General features: G+C 40.8%; 19 protein-coding genes and 3 pseudogenes. 8 read left to right on the forward strand and 14 right to left on the reverse strand.

The genetic code is table 11. The annotated features are described in order from the left end of the window. The first annotated feature begins 304 nt into the window (after window positions 1-304). The 3 genes from lolB to prs all read left to right on the forward strand — a co-directional run bounded on the left by lolB (window position 305) and on the right by prs (window position 2,854). Window positions 305-970 carry a lipoprotein insertase outer membrane protein LolB gene (gene lolB / locus M1E93_RS10960; RefSeq protein ID WP_426206904.1) on the forward strand — a complete coding sequence of 222 codons (666 nt, stop codon included), beginning with the start codon at window positions 305-307 and terminating at the stop codon, window positions 968-970. After that, entirely contained in the window at window positions 967-1,842 is an 876-nt protein-coding gene (gene ispE, locus M1E93_RS10965; RefSeq protein WP_004919385.1) for a 4-(cytidine 5'-diphospho)-2-C-methyl-D-erythritol kinase, read from the forward strand. The genes lolB and ispE overlap by 4 nt, the downstream gene beginning before the upstream one ends. 64 nt (window positions 1,843-1,906) lie before the next feature. Next, entirely contained in the window at window positions 1,907-2,854 is a 948-nt protein-coding gene (gene prs / locus M1E93_RS10970; RefSeq protein ID WP_006661866.1) for a ribose-phosphate diphosphokinase, read from the forward strand. A gap of 324 nt (window positions 2,855-3,178) precedes the next feature. On the opposite strand, the gene ychH is transcribed toward prs, so the two are convergent. Continuing rightward, on the reverse strand, window positions 3,179-3,451 hold the full coding sequence (gene ychH / locus M1E93_RS10975; protein ID WP_004919381.1) for a stress-induced protein YchH: 273 nt from the start codon (window positions 3,449-3,451) through the stop codon (window positions 3,179-3,181). A gap of 298 nt (window positions 3,452-3,749) precedes the next feature. Here ychH and pth point away from each other — a divergent pair, with 298 nt between their 5' ends. From pth to M1E93_RS10995, 4 genes and pseudogenes are all read left to right on the forward strand, one after another. Continuing rightward, window positions 3,750-4,340 carry an aminoacyl-tRNA hydrolase gene (gene pth, locus M1E93_RS10980; RefSeq protein ID WP_004919378.1) on the forward strand — a complete coding sequence of 197 codons (591 nt, stop codon included), beginning with the start codon at window positions 3,750-3,752 and terminating at the stop codon, window positions 4,338-4,340. A 122-nt stretch (window positions 4,341-4,462) separates the two neighbouring features. Next, window positions 4,463-5,554, forward strand: coding sequence for a redox-regulated ATPase YchF (gene ychF / locus M1E93_RS10985; protein WP_004919376.1), 1,092 nt, complete (start codon window positions 4,463-4,465; stop codon window positions 5,552-5,554). A gap of 215 nt (window positions 5,555-5,769) precedes the next feature. Next, window positions 5,770-6,959 (forward strand): annotated as a pseudogene (locus tag M1E93_RS10990) (tyrosine-type recombinase/integrase). Window positions 6,960-7,131: 172 nt separating this feature from the next. Continuing rightward, window positions 7,132-7,749, forward strand: a complete 618-nt coding sequence (locus M1E93_RS10995; protein ID WP_014658270.1) for a Fic/DOC family protein — start codon at window positions 7,132-7,134, stop codon at window positions 7,747-7,749. Here M1E93_RS10995 and M1E93_RS11000 read toward each other — a convergent pair. The 12 genes and pseudogenes from M1E93_RS11000 to M1E93_RS11055 form a co-directional block, all read right to left on the reverse strand. Continuing rightward, the gene (locus M1E93_RS11000; RefSeq protein ID WP_014658269.1) at window positions 7,746-7,910 is read right to left on the reverse strand and encodes a hypothetical protein; all 165 of its coding nucleotides are present in this window, start codon (window positions 7,908-7,910) and stop codon (window positions 7,746-7,748) included. The genes M1E93_RS10995 and M1E93_RS11000 overlap by 4 nt on opposite strands. Before the next feature lie 103 nt (window positions 7,911-8,013). Then, complete coding sequence (locus M1E93_RS11005; RefSeq protein WP_237683235.1) at window positions 8,014-8,700, reverse strand: hypothetical protein; 687 nt, start codon at window positions 8,698-8,700, stop codon at window positions 8,014-8,016. Between the two features lie 42 nt (window positions 8,701-8,742). Then, window positions 8,743-9,525: a hypothetical protein gene (locus M1E93_RS11010; RefSeq protein ID WP_169342168.1), complete on the reverse strand. Its 783-nt coding sequence runs from the start codon at window positions 9,523-9,525 to the stop codon at window positions 8,743-8,745. Further along, complete coding sequence (locus tag M1E93_RS11015) at window positions 9,506-11,449, reverse strand: lipase family protein (protein WP_426206907.1); 1,944 nt, start codon at window positions 11,447-11,449, stop codon at window positions 9,506-9,508. The genes M1E93_RS11010 and M1E93_RS11015 overlap by 20 nt, the downstream gene beginning before the upstream one ends. Next, the gene (locus M1E93_RS11020; protein ID WP_169342166.1) at window positions 11,433-12,293 is read right to left on the reverse strand and encodes a DUF4123 domain-containing protein; all 861 of its coding nucleotides are present in this window, start codon (window positions 12,291-12,293) and stop codon (window positions 11,433-11,435) included. The genes M1E93_RS11015 and M1E93_RS11020 overlap by 17 nt, the downstream gene beginning before the upstream one ends. Beyond that, a complete protein-coding gene (locus M1E93_RS11025) occupies window positions 12,293-14,266 on the reverse strand; it encodes a type VI secretion system Vgr family protein (protein ID WP_014657552.1) in 1,974 nt (657 codons plus the stop codon). The genes M1E93_RS11020 and M1E93_RS11025 overlap by 1 nt, the downstream gene beginning before the upstream one ends. Window positions 14,267-14,299: 33 nt before the next feature. After that, window positions 14,300-14,575 carry a PAAR domain-containing protein gene (locus M1E93_RS11030; RefSeq protein ID WP_004925621.1) on the reverse strand — a complete coding sequence of 92 codons (276 nt, stop codon included), beginning with the start codon at window positions 14,573-14,575 and terminating at the stop codon, window positions 14,300-14,302. Between the two features lie 73 nt (window positions 14,576-14,648). Beyond that, window positions 14,649-15,167: an Hcp family type VI secretion system effector gene (locus M1E93_RS11035; protein ID WP_004925618.1), complete on the reverse strand. Its 519-nt coding sequence runs from the start codon at window positions 15,165-15,167 to the stop codon at window positions 14,649-14,651. 1,603 nt (window positions 15,168-16,770) lie between these two features. Then, window positions 16,771-17,547: a hypothetical protein gene (locus M1E93_RS11040; protein WP_104873433.1), complete on the reverse strand. Its 777-nt coding sequence runs from the start codon at window positions 17,545-17,547 to the stop codon at window positions 16,771-16,773. Continuing rightward, entirely contained in the window at window positions 17,528-17,761 is a 234-nt protein-coding gene (locus M1E93_RS11045) for a hypothetical protein (RefSeq protein ID WP_061064090.1), read from the reverse strand. Before M1E93_RS11045 ends, M1E93_RS11040 begins: the two co-directional genes overlap by 20 nt. 257 nt (window positions 17,762-18,018) lie before the next feature. Next, window positions 18,019-18,938 (reverse strand): annotated as a pseudogene (locus tag M1E93_RS11050) (IS256 family transposase); the annotation flags it as partial. Between the two features lie 86 nt (window positions 18,939-19,024). Continuing rightward, window positions 19,025-19,360 (reverse strand): hypothetical protein, encoded by a 336-nt coding sequence (locus tag M1E93_RS11055; RefSeq protein WP_426206911.1) that lies wholly within the window; start codon window positions 19,358-19,360, stop codon window positions 19,025-19,027. A gap of 226 nt (window positions 19,361-19,586) precedes the next feature. On the opposite strand from M1E93_RS11055, the pseudogene M1E93_RS11060 reads away from it, so the two are divergent. Next, window positions 19,587-20,347 (forward strand): annotated as a pseudogene (locus tag M1E93_RS11060) (IS5 family transposase). On the opposite strand, the gene M1E93_RS11065 reads toward M1E93_RS11060, so the two are convergent. Next, window positions 20,284-20,898: a hypothetical protein gene (locus M1E93_RS11065; protein ID WP_426206912.1), complete on the reverse strand. Its 615-nt coding sequence runs from the start codon at window positions 20,896-20,898 to the stop codon at window positions 20,284-20,286. The pseudogene M1E93_RS11060 and the gene M1E93_RS11065 overlap by 64 nt on opposite strands. Between the last annotated feature and the right edge of the window lie 85 nt (window positions 20,899-20,983).

The following is a 20,983-nucleotide window of genomic DNA, read 5'->3' on the forward strand; positions in this document are numbered from 1 at the left end:
TCGGAGATGTACCCTTTTTTATTATACTTATTAAGAAATTATCAATATCAATGAGATATGCTGCGATTGTCATCTGTCAACTGATGAATCAAACTATCGATACTCATTGACCAATTGTATAAATAGGCAAAACTTCTTCAATCCGATTGATCATTTAGCTGTTTTAACGCAATATTTTGCCCACTGTCGCACCATATTATCCAGTGAGTCATTTTTCTAAATTGCAATAACACGTTACACTTCAGTGGGTATCAGCTTTGATAAAACCTATTTACTTTTTACTCGATGATTTTTGAGAGTCGCTATGCAACTGTTCACTACTTGGTCTTGTTTCGCTCCTTCCACCGTAAAGCGTTTTTGGCGTTTATTGCCGCTTTCTTGCTTATTGCTGACGGCTTGTGTGACCACTCAACAAACAACAACGTCTGGTACAGGTTCCGCGTCTGATCCACAATGGAAAACCCATTTACAAGAAGTCAACGCACTTCGCAATTATCAAACTCGCGGTTCTTTTGCCTATGAATTTGATGGTAGTAAAACCTATGCTAAATTCTTCTGGCAGCAGTATACACCTGAAAAATATCGTTTATTGTTGACAAACCCACTCGGCAGCCGCGAGTTAGAGCTCACCGTTGAACCTGATTTAGCGCGTTTAACCACAAAAGATGGGCAAACGCATATGAGTGATGTTCCTTCCGAGCTGATTTATCAACTTACTGGCATGGAGATCCCGCTTGAGGACCTGACCGCTTGGTTAACTGGCTCACCTGGGCGCGCAACACAATTTACGCTGGATAAAAACCACCTCCTAAAATCTGTAACATTACAGCAAACCAATGGTGAAAAGTGGCAGCTTAACTATCTTTCTTACAATATGAATACCACTCCAATGTTACCAAGCAACCTTGAATTACGTCAGGGTTCGCGCCTAATTAAGCTAAAAATGGATAGCTGGACTTTACAAAAATGACGTTAACATGGCCTTCCCCTGCTAAATTGAACCTTTTTCTCTATATCACAGGCCGTCGAGCAGACGGCTATCACGAATTACAAACACTGTTTCAATTTCTTGATTACGGTGACGACATTACCATCACCACGCGGGCAGACGATCACATCAATCTACTCACGCCAATGGAGGGAGTAGAACCAGAACAAAACTTAATCGTCAAAGCCGCAAAATTATTACAACACTACTGCCGTGATACTTTAGGCTATTCAGAACCTCTCGGGGCAGATATCAAAATCAATAAAATATTGCCAATGGGCGGCGGTATCGGTGGAGGCTCTTCCAATGCGGCCACCACACTTATTGCATTAAATACTCACTGGGGAACAGCAGTGAGTGATGACGTGTTAGCGGAGCTAGGTAAAAGCCTTGGAGCAGACGTTCCCGTTTTTGTGCGAGGCCATGCCGCTTTTGCGGAAGGAATAGGTGAAATTTTGACTCCAGCCTCGCCTAAAGAGAAATGGTATCTGGTTGCACATCCAGGAATTGAAATCTCAACTCCGATGATCTTCACAGATCCGCAATTAAATCGAAATTCTCCAAAACGCTCACTAGCCGCATTATTACTGGCTCCGTACGCAAATGATTGCGAACCAATTGCAAGAAAACGTTTTCGTGAGGTTGAACAGCTCGTTTCTTGGCTGTTAGAATATGCCCCGTCTCGCCTTACAGGGACAGGTGCTTGTGTTTTTTCTGAATTTGAAACACAAGCTGATGCCCTTAAGGTGTTAAATAAAGCCCCATCGTGGGTGCATGGTTTCGTCGCTCAAGGGGTGAACGAATCGCCGTTGCACAAATTCCGCGCTGGGATAACCCGTGTATTGCACCAATAATAACGATTTAGCATCGGTTATTGGTCAACAATATCTCTCTGGACGCAAGCCTGAGGTTTTTCTCGTGCCCGATATGAAGCTTTTTGCTGGTAACGCTACACCGGAACTAGCACAACGTGTTGCTAACCGCCTTTACACTAATCTTGGAGACGCGGCTGTTGGTCGTTTTAGCGACGGCGAAGTCAGTGTTCAAATTAATGAAAATGTTCGCGGTGGTGATATCTTTATCATCCAGTCAACCTGTGCACCAACCAATGATAACCTGATGGAACTGGTTGTTATGGTCGATGCGCTGCGCCGTGCATCTGCTGGTCGTATTACCGCTGTTATCCCTTACTTCGGTTATGCTAGACAGGATCGTCGCGTACGTTCTGCCCGTGTACCAATCACCGCTAAAGTTGTTGCCGATTTTCTGTCCAGTGTAGGTGTTGACCGTGTTCTCACCGTTGACCTACACGCTGAGCAGATCCAGGGCTTCTTTGATGTTCCTGTTGATAACGTATTCGGTAGCCCTATTCTTCTGGAAGATATGTTGCAGAAAGATTTGGAAAACCCAATCGTTGTATCTCCAGACATCGGCGGCGTCGTCCGTGCTAGAGCAATTGCGAAACTGTTAAATGACACTGATATGGCAATCATCGATAAACGTCGTCCTCGTGCGAACGTTTCCCAAGTGATGCACATCATTGGTGATGTTTCTGGTCGTGACTGCATTTTAGTCGACGATATGATAGATACTGGTGGCACGCTGTGTAAAGCGGCTGAAGCTCTGAAAGAGCGTGGTGCAAAACGCGTATTTGCATACGCAACTCACCCGATTTTCTCAGGTAATGCCGTAGACAACATCAAAAATTCAGTCATTGATGAAGTCATTGTTTGTGACACAATCCCTCTTTCACCTGAAATTAAAGCATTGAACAAAGTTCGCACGCTGACACTTTCAGGCATGCTGGCCGAAGCAATTCGCCGTATTAGCAATGAAGAGTCAATTTCTGCGATGTTCGAGCACTAAGAATTAATTAACGAGGTAGCAATACCTCGTTTTTCTATATTGCTTTGAAAATCAAAGAAATGTCATAATTTAAGTAGCGCCCCTACGGTTGAATATCAACCGTAGGGGCTTTATTTATCCATTCATTTTTACTCACCATAGCCTATAGGCAACCTCGTTGGCTTAATTTTTCATATTGCCATGGTGATAAAATACGCACGAAAGAAGAGAGAGTTAGAGGTGAATAAAAAAACAAAAGAGTGATTATCTAAAATATGAAATCACCCTTCGTTGCTAAATAAGATCAACTAATATTGTTAGTACCACATAAATTAAAAACAAATATTATGGATAACGATGGTTATCTTTATTTGAATGTGGATAATGTTTTATTAGCCAGTAACGGTCAGCAATTTTTTCTCTACCGCCAATTCTCGCTCCAGTTAACCAGATCATCGCACCAACAAAGATGCCAAACAAGGAGCCCATTGTGATCATGTCCGGTAAATTGAGACTAAATATATGGGAAGATAGGTTCAGTGCAATACTTCCTATCATAACGATTAGCCCTAACGCCATCAAAATATTACCAACCAAAACTGCTGTTTTACGTTTCATATCTACCTCCTATCTCAGTAGACTGATAAGCAAAGCATAATTGAAATATTCGAAAAAATTATATTGTTATATGATTATTATAGTGTAATAAGTAAAATTGTTTGCGATGGCTATCACATGGTGAGACTTTTCCCATAATTTCTGTACAAAAGATGCTTTTTTTAAAAATATTTTTCCCGAATAGTTTCATACGAAACTAAATAACCCCCTCATTGCCCTATTTCAATTTTGTACATCCCCCTATCACAAGGTAAACTAGATATAATTTTTTGACTTAACTGACAGTGAATAATTAGCCGTGAGCAAAATAAAACTAATTGTTGGCCTCGCCAACCCAGGTGCTGAATACGCCCAAACTCGTCATAATGCTGGAGCATGGTATGTTGACTTACTTGCCGAACGCCATAACCAATCTTTAAAAGAAGAAGCAAAATTTTTCGGTTATACCGCCCGTATCAACCTTAATGGCAACGATGTTCGGTTACTTGTTCCAACCACCTTTATGAATTTGAGTGGTAAATCGGTTCTGGCTGTTGCTAACTTCTATCGCATTAACCCTGATGAAATTTTAGTCGCGCATGATGAATTAGATTTACCCCCCGGTGTTGCAAAAATGAAATTAGGCGGTAGTAATGGTGGGCATAACGGTCTTAAGGATATTCAAAACAAGTTTAGTAATAACCCAAACTTTTATCGTTTACGCATAGGTATTGGTCATCCAGGCGATAAAAACAAAGTTGTTGGTTTTGTTTTAGGCAAACCACCTGCATCTGAGCAAAAACTTATCGATGAAGCGATTGATGAGTCCTTAAGGTGCACAGATATCTTACTTAGTGATGGGATGGATAAAGCGATAAATCGCCTACATAGTTTTAAAGCAACAGCGTAAAATCAGTGTACGTAAAGAGTTCATTTCATCAAAAACAACTTTTTGTGTATAATCAGCGCCAATTTTCTAACATTCAGGAGCAGCGCTCGCCTGCCCCTTGCTATTTTTAAGGTGAGAAACATATGGGTTTTAAATGCGGTATCGTTGGTCTGCCTAACGTGGGTAAATCTACACTGTTTAATGCGTTGACCAAAGCCGGCATCGAAGCAGCCAACTTCCCTTTTTGTACAATTGAGCCGAATACGGGCGTTGTGCCAATGCCAGACCCACGTCTTGACCAATTGGCTGAGATTGTAAAGCCACAACGTATTCTACCAACTACGATGGAATTCGTTGATATCGCGGGTTTAGTCAAAGGCGCCTCAAAAGGAGAAGGTTTAGGTAACCAGTTCCTGACTAATATCCGTGAAACGGAAGCTATCGGCCACGTAGTGCGTTGCTTTGAAAACGACAATATCATCCATGTGGCAGGTCAAGTTAACCCTGCTGAGGACATTGAGGTTATCAATACCGAATTAGCGCTCGCTGACCTTGATACCTGTGAACGCGCAATACATCGCATACAAAAGCGTGCAAAAGGTGGCGATAAAGATGCTAAAGCAGAATTAGAAGTATTAGAGAAGTGCTTACCCCATCTTGAAAACGCAGGCATGCTGCGTACTTTAGATCTTAGCGCAGAAGAAAAAGCACTGATCCGTTATTTAAGTTTCTTAACACTCAAACCAACAATGTATATTGCGAATGTTAATGAAGATGGCTTTGAAAATAATCCTTATTTAGATACGGTAAATAAAATTGCTGAATCAGAAGGTTCTGTCGTCGTTCCTGTTTGTGCCGCTATCGAATCAGATATCGCTGAATTGGAAGATGAGGAGCGTGATGAGTTTATGGCAGATCTTGGTATTGAAGAGCCTGGTTTAAACCGCGTGATCCGTGCAGGTTATCAGTTATTGAACCTACAAACTTATTTTACTGCTGGCGTGAAAGAAGTTCGCGCATGGACGATCCCTGTCGGTGCAACAGCCCCACAAGCCGCCGGTAAGATCCATACTGACTTTGAGAAAGGCTTTATTCGAGCTCAAACTATCGCATTTGATGATTTTATTAAATACCGCGGTGAGCAAGGCGCTAAAGAAGCCGGTAGAATGCGTGCAGAAGGTAAAGATTACATTGTTCAAGATGGCGATGTGCTGAACTTCTTGTTTAATGTGTAAGCCTGCGCTTTAGCCTTATATTATTTCACAAAGTATCAAATCATAATAAAACAGCATAAAATTCATGATATTAACTGGGTTTTATGCTTTTTTATGCCTCATTAAGTTTCATAAAAGCTCGTGACTAAATGAGTATGTAACTGGGTACAACTTATTTATCCTCCCTTTTTAAGTGAGTATAATAATATCAACTTACATAACTAGTTGAACTTATTATGCTTACTGATACAAAATGCAGAACTGCAAAACCTAAAGAAAAACTTTATCGTATCAATGAATTCAACGGTTTGTACCTTAAAATGAAACCTAATGGTAAAAAAGCATGGCGATTCCGTTTTCAACTAAATGGAAAATCAAGCATGCTTGCATTAGGTAACTCCCCATTAATAACACTAGCTGAAGCCAGACCTAAATGTGATGATGCCAAAAAAACTCGTATCAGAAGGAATTAATCCAACATAAGCTAAGCAACTAGACAAGATCAGAAAAGCGAACGAATCTGCAAATATATTTCAAATCATCTCAAAAGAATGGTTGAAATGAAAGATTAGGCTGATGTGACAAAATACCGTCGCCTTGATATGTTGGAGCGCATTGTATTTCCTTCTATCGGCAATGACCAATAAGAGAAATTACATCTCACCATATTCTCAAAATATTGCAGCGTGAAGTTCAAAGAGGTGTTCCAACAGTTGCTGCTGAAGCTAAACGGACGATATCTTCGATTTTTGAATTTGCTGTTGCCACATTAAGAGCTGATAGCGATCCTGTATGGGCAATAAGAAAAGCTCCCCCAGCAAACAAAACTCAACATAAAAAAGCCCTCACTACAGATCAAATAGGTCAATTACTCAATAACTTTGATAATAGCCGTGGCACCTTTCAACTGAACTATTGTATGTGGTTAATGTGGTGGACGCTTTCTCGTCCATCTGAAGTCGCTGAGGCTAAATGGTCTGAATTCGATCTTGATAATGCACTTTGGACAATTCCAGCTGAGCGAATGAAAGCACGAAGAGAACATATTGTTCCTCTACCTACACAAGCTATTGCGATTCTAAAATCTCTTTATGGTTTTACTGGCAGCCGTAAACATTTATTTCCCGGTCGGGATTCTTGTCATAAACCGATGTCTACCAACTCACTAAGGCAATTTCTTAAAACGAGAGGTTGGAGTGTTATATATAACCCTCATGCGACACGCACAACAGGCAGCACACGATTAAATGAGCTTGGATATAGACCTGATGCTATCGAAGCACAGTTAGCCCATATGGACTCAAATAGTGTTAGACATTCATATAACCATGCAACTTATCTTGAAGAGCGCAAAATCATGATGCAAGATTGGGCTGATAAACTTGATATTTGGGTAAAACGAGCCAATTTTGAATTAAAACCATGATGCATGGGTGTGTTAGCTTTGAAATATAACGATATTTATGAATTTTTTAGAAAAATCTACAATTTAACCTACACTTAATTAATCCGTTGATTTATAGGTAGTTATTATTTATTTGATGTTTTTAGCATGATAACGTACAAAATTCATACCCATACCAAAAGAACACGCTTAAATGAATAGATATGATGTATCTAACAGCGAAGGAAAATTTGCTGACGGCTCTGATGAAGAGGTACTGGCTAACAAGCTAGGACTTTCAAACGTTGATGATATCAATGATGCAGAGCTTGTCCTGTTAGAAAAACTGTATCAAGTCATTTTTGAAGAACAATTCCCCACTGAGCAAATTACTGTATCTCTTATTCAGCGTTGGCACCGCCAATGGTTAGGGAATGTTTACGAGTGGGCTGGTCAATTACGCACAGTGAATATTAGCAAAGGTGGCTTTATGTTTGCCCCTGCGGGTCGTGTTGCAAAGTTACTTGCTCAATTTGAAAAAGAGTATCTAGCGAAGTACACGCCTTGCACCAATATGAGCCGAGAACAGGTCATAGAAGCTATTGCCACAGTGCATGTGGAGTTAATTCTGATACATCCGTTTAGGGAAGGAAATGGGCGCTTATCGCGCTTACTCGCCGATGTGATGGCGGTACAAGCTGGGTTTCAACCGTTAGACTACGAAAGTTGGACTCAACAACCCGAGCAATACATTGCAGCAATCCACGCAGGGCTAAACCTTAACTATGAACCCATGAAATATTGGGTTAATGAAGCCTTGAAAGAGAACTAAATCGCCAGTTTCAAATGCCCGAACTTCTCACGCTTAGCTTTCATCTCTTCTTCAAGGCGACGGGAGTCCTGCCCTGTTTCAATCGCTGTAGAGGTTGCTACCGATCGAATGAGTTGAGTACGAGTTGGTCTTGTTGCTTGAATTAATTCATTCTTTTTCATGGTAGTCTCACTTCAAACGGGCGATAGTGCATTTTATCATCGTTGGTTGATATGGCAACATAGATCTTATGGCGAAACTATAACCTTAAAGCTAGATATCAATTTAAAAACCACTGTTTTTAGCTCTATCCTTGGCTATCTTTAATACTTCATTATATGAATACTTTGACGTATAAAAAACATGCTCCCAATGGGGAGTGGACACAACCCTGTTATTAATAAGTCCATTATTCCAGTTAATAACTGAAACAGAAAAAGTATCGTCTGAATTTTCTGACAATTCACGGCGTTTATTTTCTTCATCGGCATCAGAAAAGACTCTGTTTTTAGTCAGAACTATTTCCTCATTTTTGATAATCCGCCCATTGCTATCAGTGTAATAAAATAAGCTGGCATTGGTATAGCTGGAGTTACTGTAGGCACTGAAGTCAGAGACAGCTTTAACATGGTAAGGATTACTGCCAATTAATTCCCCGTCTGAAACAAAGGTTACAGAATCCGACGGTGATATGACTCTTTGAGATTTCCAGCTGAATTCAGTCAGCTCATTACAATCTGAGAATTGATATACTCTTGTTCCATTATCGGTTTTACCGTATTTATTTTCAGGTCTCGTGTGTATGGCTTTTACAGATTTTACGGGACCATAAAAAATATCACTGGTAATTATATAAGCGTTCTGTTTGTTAATATTTCTCTGCTCATTTGAGCACGTTTTTAAAGCAAGTGCATCAGACATAAACAACAAAGAAAGCAAAGAGGTAATAATGGGGAGTGTTTTACATTTCATATAAAAATATTACACCCATATAATGTGTATAAGTTAGTGTTTTTATTTTTGGATCATGGATTCTGATATTTCAAGTAGTTTTTTATACTCAGGTTCAACTTCAGAATTAAGAATAACATCGCCATTTGGATACTTTAAAAAAGAATCTTCGCCTTTCTTTTTTGCCCCAACCCAGTAACTTTTTATGTTAGATCTATAATCAATATTTATATTGATATTTTGAGTGTTTATTACTTTATAGGTCATAGTTTCATATTTAGCTATTAACCAAAATTGTTTGACATGCCCCCCTATAAATCGCTCGCTAATCAACGGAAATAATATTAACTGCTCATTTATATCTCCTGATTTTTTTTCATAGCCGCCATCAAAAGTCGCTGGTGCATTGTTATCAAGCACAAAGGTGGCTTCCATACCAAAGTTTTTTGATATTAACGGATCTATTTTTGATGGATCTTTGAGTTTCACTTCAAATTTAATATTACTGAGTTTCCAATCACATTTTCCTCCCCCAGATTTCGGAATATCCGCCTCTACTTGATTCGAGGCATTCGTCGCTAATGGATATTCTTCTCGATGAAACCCAGGGATAGTATACGTCTCCCTATTGGAGTTTCGGCGTTCTTTACGGCAAATTTCAGAGCGATAGGTCGCTGAAATGGGTAAGGCCTCTAATTCGTTAGGCACAGTGGCGGTAAAATGAATACTTTCTCCGTCTAATGGGGGTGAAAACATACTGTTATTAGCTGCACAGCCGTGTAAAAAAAACAGGCCGAACAGCATAGCCAATACCGTTTTATTCGCTTTAAATTTCATGTATTTCATCCTTGTAGCGTTCAAGTGCCTGTTTCAATATATCATTTTTTTCTGTACTTCGTTTGACCTCATTCTTAAGCGCGTTTTCAAGCGCGATAAACGTCGTATTACGCTGCGCGTTTAACGGATAAGCATCTTTGTGATGAATGAGTTCTTCAAATCGCTGTTTTGAAGCGCTTAACTTAGGCGCTTTCGTGGGCTCTAACATACTCAATAACCGATTATTCATAATCACTTGGTATTTACTGGCCATAGAGTGGTCGGTTGCCATGGTCATAATCGTGTCTAACGATGGGTTATTTCCTTTAGGAAATATTTCATCGATAAGAGTCCGGTCTGCTTTGATGGCATGAATGTAATTTTTTTGGTCTTGTTCTAACTGACCATTTAATTTATTGGCAATGTCAGGGACTAAGTAAAATTTATAGTTGCCATTCATACGCCAGCGTTCTTTCCCGACAAAATCATTTTCTCTGCCGCCCTTAGACGGAATTTTTCGTTCACCAATTTGTCTGGCTTCAAAGAAACTGACGGTATTGCCGTGATGATAATAAACTTCCCCAATATCAGGGAGTGCTTTTTGCAGTGGAATAGTTGGCAATGTTGCCAGTGTCCAGCCAAACCCAAAAACTGTGCCCAATGGACCATAGACATTAAATAGCCAGTTATCCATATTGGTATCGAATGGCACACTGGTGACGGTATCCGCATCATTGACATGCCTAAAATGGTTGACGGATGCTAAGGCGTTAACGCCACTGCCCGTAAAAACACGCGGGCTACCATAGGTGTATAAGAGCGGATTATTATCCCTTAATTCAGACGAATGCAATAAAGCAAGTGCCCCACCTAAGCTGTGACCACAGATATATAGATTCTTATTTTTATTACCTGCGCTACTTTTCAATTTTTCAATTTTTTGAACAAAATATTTTTCGACACATTGATAAGCTTCTAAAAAACCTTTATGCACTTTGGCATTTTGGGTTGAAAGAATGCTTTTCGGGCAAGGGATAGGACGATACGTTGCATCCGTAAGCGCGTCTCTTACACTGGCAGTACCTCGCCAGGCGGCAATAATTTGCGTGTCGTTTTCCACATAAAACATTTGGGTGTCATGCTCAAATTTTGGCGCATTTTCCACTTGTTGAAGGTCTAAGTAAATTGCAGGGCGATAGCGCTCTTTAAAAGGTACATCCGTCACAATAGCTGGGTAATCGTAACCGTCCGTCATGACAGGCACTTTGGATAAATCAAAACACTGTTGATAGAAAAAAGACGTGGTGGTATCTGGTGTGTTGATAAATTCGCGCATATCTTCGATTTCATCGGGGTCAACCATGATTTCATCTTTATACACAAGCAATGACATTAACCCTAAATTATAAGCATTGACCATGTCATAGTCTGGGGTGTGGTTGAGAATTAGCGACCATGCTCTAAATGGACAGACTTCTATCACATGACGTTGATTAAAATCTTCGCCCATGAACTTCAATCCGTTGAATTCATCTTCTTTGGGAAAATGATAATGGGGTAGTCCAAAACGAGCGGATTCCCATTTATCGATATCCGGGGCTTTATCGCATAATTCCCCGATAACCGCATACCGATAGGAATAGCCTTGTAATAGTGCATCCGGTTTGACGGTCGAGTGAGCCTCCCCTCGAAGGGTTCTCAGTGGGCGTTTTTCCATTTCATCGGTGAGTTTTTGAGACTCAATGGTCAATGTTGCCACTGTACGAGGTAAGTCTTCTTGCCTCAAATACCCTTGTGCATCAGTAACACCTTTTCTAATAACCCCATTACGAACTTTTAAGGTGTAAGACAAACCTGCCAAGGGCTGATTCTGCTCATCAACCAGCACACATTCTATCCATGCCTTGCGCTTAGAACAATCTGCACAATAAGGGTCATTATACTGATACGGCATTGGCACTCCTTGTCATGTCGGGTAAATAGCCTTTTTCATCAAGGTAACGCAAAAATAAATCATCAAAGAGATACGCGGTGTCTAAGCGCTTTTGTTGACACTCGTCCATCCATTCACGGATAAGCGCAATTAAACGCCCTTCTGGCTCATCTAACGAGTCAGCTAAAGTCGGATGGTTTTCCCAAAATTGAATATAAAAATTATCAATCACATTCAGATAGGCTTGTTCTGAATTTCGCCAGACCTTAATCAACACTTCACTGAGAATATAATCAGCAGGGCTAATGAACGGCTCTGCATATGGAGGGCGTGAATAAATCACCTTCGTTTCACTCTCTTCAATAAAGCAGTCCTCAACGGGCATCATCAGTAATGCCCAGTCGCCTCGGCCTAATTTAGGTAACAACGTACGCGCAATGCGGGCATCAAAGAAGCGAAAAATGATTTTCTCCTCCCCCATCCAAGCAAATTGGTATTTTTGCCAGTGGGTGATTTGGGTACGCCAATCCAATTGACTTTGATATGCCCAGCCCCAACTGGGGTCGCTAAACGGCTCACTGTCTAACATTTTACCGAGGTGAAATAATTGTGACCGTTTGACTTTCACGAGCCACGGGCTCACTTCCGCTAAATGTGCTAATGCCGTTCCGTGGTATATCGGGAAGGCTTCCTCAATCCAATCATGAGCATAAAACCGTTTAACCGGATTGGGGTCTGATAGGGTATTAATCAAAAAATACACATCATTTGGTGGGGTAGCCGTTAACCAGGATAACCAGGTTGAACCTGGGGTCGAAATTGATGTTTGTGTGAGCATCTGCTGTTGTATCACTGTCTGTGGCATTACTCGTCCTCATTCGGCTTCACGGTTAATCCCCCCGCTTGCTGCGCGGCCAAGGCACAGTATTTTTTGACGGGATACGGTGGCTGTTCAAACGGCGCGACGCCTTCTGGCAATTCCAAAGCAACTGAGGCGCCACTGCCGGCACTGCCACCACCGACCACCATATCGCTAGAGGTAAATATCGTGCCGGGCGTAATACGAATAAAACTGCCCCCCACTTTCAACGTGATTTCCGTATTCGCTTCCAGAACGATTTTTCCGCCGCTGACTAAATGGGTTTGCTGGCTGCTTTCATGCACCGTTTTCCCATCAACTTGTGTCTGTTGGTCACCTTCGATATGCAAAGAGGCGTTGCCTGTAATATTTTCCTTTTGGCTGCCTTTGAGGATGAAATGCTCATTGCCTGCAATTTCTGTAAAACGGTCGTTATCTATACGATGTTTAGCGTCATGCTGAATATGCCAATGCGTATCGTGTTCAATGTGCACATTCATGTCGCGTTGGGCATGGAAATAAATTTCCTCTTGGCCTGCTCTGTCTTCAAAACGCAATTCGTTAAAACCGTCCCCTTTGTGGGTTTGGGTTTTAAACGTAGTGCGGGTCATCTCATTGGGGAGATTTAACGGCGGTGCATTGCGCCCATTATAAGTACATCCCGTGATAATTGGCCTATCAATATCCCCATTCAGATAGCTGACAAGCACTTCCTGACCGATTCTGGGTATCGCCATAAATCCATATCCATCCCCATTCCAACCTTGTGCGACACGTACCCAACAAGAGCTGCTTAAATCAGGTTCACGATATCGGTCCCAGTGAAAATAGATTTTCACTGCCCCGTCTTTGTTCGTGTAGATTTCTTCCCCATCCGGCCCAACCACAGTCGCCAATTCATCCCCATCGGCGGTGGGTTTATGAATAAACGGCGGGCGCCAATCTAGTTCACTCGGAATAAAAGTCAGTTGATTGGATAAAGTCGTACCTTCGCCACCACTATTATCTGCTAAAGGTTGAACTCCGTGATGAGAAACCGACACCACTTGCCAATGGCGGTTCATGTCAAGATTCGGGTGGGATGACAATGAGAAAATTTTACCCGGCATCAAAGCAAAGCAGTTAGTGGTCGCACTACCGACACAACGGTATTGCTGACTCCCTTCATGGCGAAGCGCTGTAAAGCGGTCTGCATCCTCTTGGGTTTGAAAACGTCCATAACTTTCGTAAAAGGGGTGCTGACCATGCACATCCCCTTTTATTTCATGTTCTAATGGGTAAGAGGGGCGCTCAGGATTGTAATCCTTATAGAGGGTTTTGCCAGATAGCAACGACTCGCGATAGCGCCAGTGATACGCAGTATGGTCTTGGGTATCGGTATCATATTGGGGGTTATACACCAAATCAATTCCCGCCGTCATTCCCAAATGAGAATCGCTATAAAACAGCCGAGGTTCTTGCCCTGCATCTTCAAACCAAAAGCTAATGCCTTCTTCAGCAGCTAAACGACAAAAAAATTGGTAATTGGATTCGCGTTTCTGCGTGATGTAATCGCGTTTCGGGTAAGGTGCTTTTGCGTAAAACTTGCAATCCGCTTTAATGTGGGATTCTGACAACAGCTGTTGAAGTAAATCAGGCACAGTCATCTGACGAAAAATACGGCTATTTTGCCCTAATGACATTACCCAGATTTCAGGGCGAATAATAAAATGATACCACGTTCGGTTACCGTCTGTATTTTGTTGTTCTGCGCTGGCTAATAACCCGCGTACAGTACGTATCGGTTTACCATTCCGCATCACGGTTAATGAGCAGGCGAATCCCAACATGTCATCAAATGGAATGGAAGGAAGCGCGCTGACGACCGTTAGCGATAAGGTAAACAACTCAGACAAGTGCTCTGTCAGTTGAAATTCAGTCACCGCAAACGTATCTGGTGGTACACCTTTAAATTGACAGGTAAAAACCAATCCATCCATACCGATATACCCTTATAAATTCAAAAGAAAAGCTCAACACACCAAGCGATTTACCCCGTAGACACACCCACATTGCACAACCGAACCTTCAACGGCAACGTAGCGTCCGTGCAATATCATGCCTTCCTCTCCTGTCACCAGCGTGCCCTCTTTTTTACATTGTGGGCAACGTGTGGCTTTGTCACCGACCCGTAATACACGAGTGCCGTCATTGGTGACAGTTGAGATACTGGCTAGGCAAGTTGCCCCTGTGGTAGTTTTGTCTTGATGTAATCCGACTTTTTTCCCTTGCACTGTGGTTCTTGCCATGCAATGCCTCCCACGTAAAATGCGCGAACTACACAAAAATAATCGCTCACGCATTGGAACAGTATCTTATAAATTACGCTTCGAGCGGTGCGCGCCAGTCATCGGCACCTGATGTGCCTGCAACCGTGTGTTCCCAGTCCACTTTACGGTAAGACAGAGACACTTCGATAAGCTGCGTGAAATCGGCTTTCGCTGGGTCTTGGCAATGCGGCATCTGGCAATCGATGTTAACGATAGTCGCATCCGTCAGTGTGGTGGTGAAGAAATGCTCTTGTTTCCCTTCAACAGACGTGCGATACCATTTCAGTTCCACTTTTGGCAGCATTTCGCCGGACGCCAGTGCGTTATACAGCAGTGGTACCGCTTTGTTTAATGCCACCGTAAAACGGAATGGCTTGTGAGCACGTTGGCCTGAAGGCTGACCGGATTGAGGGTCAGTCGGTACGGTCACAATGTGGGAAAACTCTTGTACCAGCATCTGGTCTTCATGACCTTGTACATAGATGTTACCGACGGATTCAGGGGTAAATGCTCCCGCAGTGATGTTGCCCTGCGTTTTACCTTCGATAGAGATATAACATGGAGTTGGCATAGCGATATCCTTTATCCAAAATGACAAGTTGAGTTAGGTAAATGTAATTACCTATTAATTTCCGTCATCTCAGCCAGTGCGCACGGTAAGATTTACATTAAGGATAATAAAATCTTATGAATGGACTGTAAACCTGTCGACCTTTTTGTATCTCTCTAGGATAAGTGACTTAGCGTAAACTGGTTGAAATTTCGCTATATAATGCTAATAAAAACGATAAAAACAAACCATACCAGAATAATCATCGAGCAAAAAACACACCAATACACGATGAACCCTGTAAGTTCTAATGTACATAGAAATAAACTATGTAACTAAATATTTCAGCAAGAAAAAATAAAATAAATTATTGATTTTAAATCATAAAATCACATCATTAGATAATCATTCACTTCTATTGAAATTCCCCCACCCAAAACAAACAGTTTAACAACCTATAAACCAAACCATTTTCAGTCATTAATTCCAGCCCCCCAAAAAAATTAAGACAAACATTCAAATACGTATTTATATAACCGTTTTTCAGGATTACCGCATTCTCTTTCTGCCCTTTTTTCCTTTCCAATTCAGAAAAAACGCCAATAACCATAATAGCTACGATTACCCAATTAACCTCTAAACCTAATTTTTGGCTTTATACTTCACTATTCAACTTTTCATTTCGCATTTAGTAACAATTTATGTCTAGATTATTGAATTATTGTTGATACTATTCGTTTCACCCATTGACATTTGGGAATTCATAGAAATAGGACAAGTAACTAACATTCTAAGTATTTGCCTCGGCTTACAGAGCTCTTTTTTCTTTTTCTGGTATTCAGTTGTACCCCGCTGTTATTCATCAACTCATTCTGAGCTTGTTAGTTTTAAATACCCTACTGCCAACCGTTAAATCTCGGTATTTTAACAATGGCGGTAACCCTATCTCACCAATAACCTTATTACACCTACACACGGTAATCGAATAAACGTATTCCCAAGTTAAATAAAAATTAGTCACATATACTTTTTTTGTTGTTGAATACAGAGTGATATAATCCAACAATGCCAGTGAGTAACTATAATGAGATATTCTAAGTAAAGAATGAAATGGCATAAAAAAATAGGAGAGATGGGAAGCCTTTACAATTATATCCCCTTTTATTCAGCGTATACTGGTAAAACACCTTATGAAGTGGTAAAAAGAAACTTGCTAAAAACCAAATAAAATTAAAGTGCCACCTAGTACGATAGAATTAAACTTAGCATTTATATTTAAATGAGTACACCGCTGAGTACAAAACATGACTTTAAAAATAAAATCATTACAATTCAAATTGATAAACTAAGTTTAACGGTTTAATGTGTAAGCCTGCGCTTTAGCCTTATATTATTTCACAAAGTATCAAATCATAATAAAACAGCATAAAATTCATGACATTAACTGGGTTTTATGCTGTTAATCCAAAAAGTCAGTGTTAATTCCTTTTTTATTCGCCAATTCCGCGTTAAAGCAACCGGTTATACATAATTTTCTAGCAAAACACATTTTAAACAACGCATCCGTAGCGTTTAATAAAACACTTTAAAATTTAGAATAAGATAAAACAGAAGCATCCTATTTTTATTTAGAGGACATAGATTCGGATATCTCGATCAGTTTTTTGTATTCAGGAAAAAGCCAATTGGTTTTTTCTTGTTCCCCATTAGGATAAATAAAGGTAGCCATTGAATCTTTATTTTTCTTTTTTGGTCCAATACTGTAAGTTTTTATGGCTGATTTGTAATCAAAATTAATATTGATATTCTTAGCGCTCTTCACTTTATAGGTCATCGTTTCATATTTTGCAATTAACCAAAATGACTTCTCATGACCACCAATAAAATCTTCTGTAATCAACGGAAATAAGGTTAATATCTCATAAAAATCCCCTGACTTTTTTTCATAGCCACCATCAAATGTGGCTGGCGTATTATTATCAAGCACAAAAGTGGCTTCCATACCAAAGTTTTTTGATATTAACGGATCAATTTTTGATGGGTCCTTGAGTTTGACTTCAAATTTAATATTACTGAGTTTCCAATCACATTTTCCTCCCCCAGATTTCGGAATATTCGCCTCTACTTGATTCGAGGCATTCGTCGCTAATGGATATTTTTCTCGATGAAACCCGGGGATAGTATACGTCTCCCTATTGGAGTTTCGGCGCTCTTTACGGCAAACCTCAGAACGATATACCGCATATATCGGGGATGACTCTAATTCTTGAGGGAGCGTTGCTATAAAATGAAGGCTTTCCCCATTGATTGGGGGCGAAAATGACTGATTTTGCGCACACCCATGCAAAAAGAATACACTTAATAACGCAGTGAAAGCGGCTTTATGACACAGAAATTTCATAAGTATCTTCCTTAAAACGTTCAAGTGACTGCTTTAATAAATCATCTTGAGCAAATTTTTGTAATTTATCTTCAAATGCCATAAAAGTGGTATTACGTTTTGCATTCAGTAAATAAACATTTTTATGGTGTATTAACTGGCTAAAATCGGTGAGCACATTCCGCAAACTTGCTGTACCCCGCCAGACCACAATGATGTGAAAATTATTTTCCACAAAAAAATTTTCGTATCATAGTCACCTTTTTCATAATGCTAAACTTGAATCACACCTAAGAAAATAGTAGGTCGATCCCCCTAAACGGTACATCCGTGACAATCGCGGGATATACGAATGCCTCATTAATCACAGGTGCTTTCGATAAATCAAAGCACTGTTGATAAAAAAATGAATTCACTCATATCCGTCGACGGTAGAAGATCCTGTAAATAATTCTGTGTATTTGCCTTTCATTAAAGGTGACCGTCTAGGCGTTAGCCAAACGTAATAATAAAACGGCTCATTGCCTGTTTCCAGTTTTGAATTGGCATGCTCCATTTTTTAGAAGCTGATTTAATCGCTAAGTAAATGACTTTACGCACTGAATCATCGCTGAGGAATACCTTACGTTTCTTAATCGCATGACGAATAACGTTATTTAGTGACTCGATGGCATTCGTGGTGTAAATGGCTTTGCGGATATCATCAGGGTAAACAAAAAATGTATTTACGTTTTCCCAACGCACATACCCACTTTTTCTAATTTGCAGGTATTTTTCGTCCCATATTAAAGCGAATTTTTCCAATGCTATCAATGTTGAAGCCTCTGTTGCGGCACGATAGATGGTTTTCAGCCCCGCAGTCACAGCCTTGTAGTTTTTCCAAGAAACGTAGCGCACCATATGAATGATGCACAGCTGGATTTGCGTTTGAGAATAAACGCTATTTATCGCATTAGGAAAGCCTTTTAAACCGTCAACGCTGGCAATCAAAATGTTTTGAACACCGTGATTTTTAAGCTCAGTGAGCACCGACAACCAAAATTTAGCGCCTTCATTTCCAGCCTTCCACATTCCCAAAAGTTCTTTATGTCCTTCAGTATTGATGGCTCATGCAATAAAAACAGACTTATTGATAGCACCGCTATCGTGACGCTCTTTGACAACAATATAATCAAGATAGACAATGGGATACAGCGATTCGAGTGGCCAACTTTGCGACTCTTGCACTTGCTCTTTAACAGCATCGGTGACTTTTGAAATCAGAGTCGGTGAGACATCAGCATCGTACATTTCCTTGAATGTAGCGACGATTTCACGGGGGTCATTCCTTTTGCATAGAGGGATAAAACTTGGCTGTCCATCTGAGTGATGCGAGTTTGATTTTTCGTAATCAACTGAGGCTCAAAACTGCCTTTTAGTTTTTTCTCGTCCATACAATCAATAATAAAATTTGGGCACCCATTTTAAGCGTGAAGCAAACATGGTTATATATTTATATCTACTTAGCTAAATATTTTAATGCAAACTGACCTCGTTCTGCTACTGCTACTGTTGTATCGGATGCCAGCAATTCTGCTAACTTAAGCGCATCATCCCCAATATTTTCTAACTGCTTAATTAGCATTTCTCCAGCAATACGACGAACCATGGGAGAACGATCAATTGCCGCCATTTTTAAATACTCAATAAATGAGATTGTTGTGTTTACTATCCTTTCATTTAAAACAGGAATACGTTTCCGTATACCATACCTTTTGTCTATCCATTTAAGTTTACTTCCTTCAGCCCAAACAAATTTGCTTTCTAATAAGCAACGATATGCTTTAGCTCGCAAGGCAGGCTGTATTGATAGCTCAGCAATTTCAGTCAGAAAGTTGTCTAATACATCAACACGACCAGCCTGTGCAAATATAGTCGCAACAGGTCCAGAAGCAGATAGGATAAGTCGCTTTTTAAGAACCTATCCCAAAAGGAATTGTCAGATAATACATAATGATAATTTATGAGGGCAACGTATGGTAGGTAATAAGTGGCAAATCAGTGATGAACTCTGGGAGAAAATGGCTCCTCTCATCCCGGAGCATAGAACTCAACACCCGCTGGGTACGCACCGCAAGCGGGTTGATAATCGCGCTGCAATGAACGCCATTTTCTTCGTACTCAGGACGGGTTGCCAGTGGAATGCGCTAAATGCCACCGGTATATGCTCGTCAAGCTCTGCTCATCGCCGATTTCAGGAGTGGCGGGATGCTGGCGTATTTGAACGCTTCTGGCAAAACGGGTTGCTTGCTTGCGAACAGTTGGACGCTATTGACTGGTCGTGGCTGTCGATGGATGGTTGTATGACCAAATCACCGCTGGCAGGCTCAAAAAAACAGGCAAGAACCCAACAGACCGAGGGAAACGGGGCGTAAAGCGCAGTCTGATGACTGACGGGAACGGGCTTCCGCTTGCACTGGTTGTCGCTGGAGCAAATACGCACGACATAAAGCTGGTTGCGGATACGCTCGATGCCCTCCAGACGGGCAGACCGGGCAAGAGGCTCCGGTTGTGCATGGACAAAGGGTATGAAGCGGAATGGTTGGGAGCGTATCTGAAAAGTCGTCGCTATGAACCTCATATCCAGTCACGGAAGGATGAATCAGAAGCCATCAAAAACACGGATTTTAAGGCCCACCGCTGGGTTGTAGAGAGAACACACAGTTGGATGAATCGCTACCGTCGTGTCCTGACTCGTTGGGAGAAGAAGGTCGAGAATTATGAGGCAATGCTGCATCTTGCCTGTGCCATCATTGTCTGGAATAAAATCCTATTGGGATAGGTTCTAAGGGACTCTGCGACTCTATTCATTGCAATAATATTCAATAGAATTTGTTTTTCTTCATCCCCTATTCTTTCCCATGAATTCCAATAGGGAAGCATTATAAATAAGACATCAACGATAATCTCTGGGTCTGATTGTTCTGCGATTAATGGTAATACATCACGTGCAGCAATTCTGACTTCAGGCACCCAGTCATTCAGTTTTCGAAATACCAACGCAAGTAGAAAACTGTTTGGCGCACCACCAGTAAGCACCTTTAGTGCTCGCTCACGCTTGAAGCCATCAGCATTACATAAATCTAGCCATCTAAGAGAACCCATTAATTGGCTATTAACTTTAGTAATTTGGGCATTATTTTGTTGGAGCGATGAGTCGATCTCCCAGCGAATTAGACGTTCCCACTCATCAAGTTTTTTTAGTGATAACTTCGAGGTTGCACTAATGAATGGCGAAATATCAGGTCTAATTCTGTGGTAAAAATGCTCAACATTTAATGATTTTTTTACAGATGCAATAACATCTTGTTGAAGGCTATCTTGCTGTAACATAAACCCTCTCTTTGATAATATTCACTTCCATGCTAGGTAAATACACGCTAAAAGCATCTAGTCACTACTAGTCAAAACTGCATTT

It is taken from the genome of Providencia sp. PROV272 (assembly GCF_049901975.1).
In the GTDB taxonomy this organism is placed as follows: Bacteria; Pseudomonadota; Gammaproteobacteria; order Enterobacterales; family Enterobacteriaceae; genus Providencia; species Providencia stuartii.

Coding starts and splice junctions, on each gene's coding strand:
- lolB (WP_426206904.1), top strand. CDS start 305: ATGCAACTGTTCACTACTTGGTCTTGTTTCGCTCCTTCCACCGTAAAG.
- ispE (WP_004919385.1), top strand. CDS start 967: ATGACGTTAACATGGCCTTCCCCTGCTAAATTGAACCTTTTTCTCTAT.
- ychH (WP_004919381.1), bottom strand. CDS start 3,451: ATGAAACGTAAAACAGCAGTTTTGGTTGGTAATATTTTGATGGCGTTA.
- ychF (WP_004919376.1), top strand. CDS start 4,463: ATGGGTTTTAAATGCGGTATCGTTGGTCTGCCTAACGTGGGTAAATCT.
- M1E93_RS10995 (WP_014658270.1), top strand. CDS start 7,132: ATGAATAGATATGATGTATCTAACAGCGAAGGAAAATTTGCTGACGGC.
- M1E93_RS11000 (WP_014658269.1), bottom strand. CDS start 7,910: ATGAAAAAGAATGAATTAATTCAAGCAACAAGACCAACTCGTACTCAA.
- M1E93_RS11005 (WP_237683235.1), bottom strand. CDS start 8,700: ATGAAATGTAAAACACTCCCCATTATTACCTCTTTGCTTTCTTTGTTG.
- M1E93_RS11010 (WP_169342168.1), bottom strand. CDS start 9,525: ATGAAATACATGAAATTTAAAGCGAATAAAACGGTATTGGCTATGCTG.
- M1E93_RS11015 (WP_426206907.1), bottom strand. CDS start 11,449: ATGCCGTATCAGTATAATGACCCTTATTGTGCAGATTGTTCTAAGCGC.
- M1E93_RS11020 (WP_169342166.1), bottom strand. CDS start 12,293: ATGCCACAGACAGTGATACAACAGCAGATGCTCACACAAACATCAATT.
- M1E93_RS11025 (WP_014657552.1), bottom strand. CDS start 14,266: ATGGATGGATTGGTTTTTACCTGTCAATTTAAAGGTGTACCACCAGAT.
- M1E93_RS11030 (WP_004925621.1), bottom strand. CDS start 14,575: ATGGCAAGAACCACAGTGCAAGGGAAAAAAGTCGGATTACATCAAGAC.
- M1E93_RS11035 (WP_004925618.1), bottom strand. CDS start 15,167: ATGCCAACTCCATGTTATATCTCTATCGAAGGTAAAACGCAGGGCAAC.
- M1E93_RS11040 (WP_104873433.1), bottom strand. CDS start 17,547: ATGAAATTTCTGTGTCATAAAGCCGCTTTCACTGCGTTATTAAGTGTA.
- M1E93_RS11065 (WP_426206912.1), bottom strand. CDS start 20,898: ATGTTACAGCAAGATAGCCTTCAACAAGATGTTATTGCATCTGTAAAA.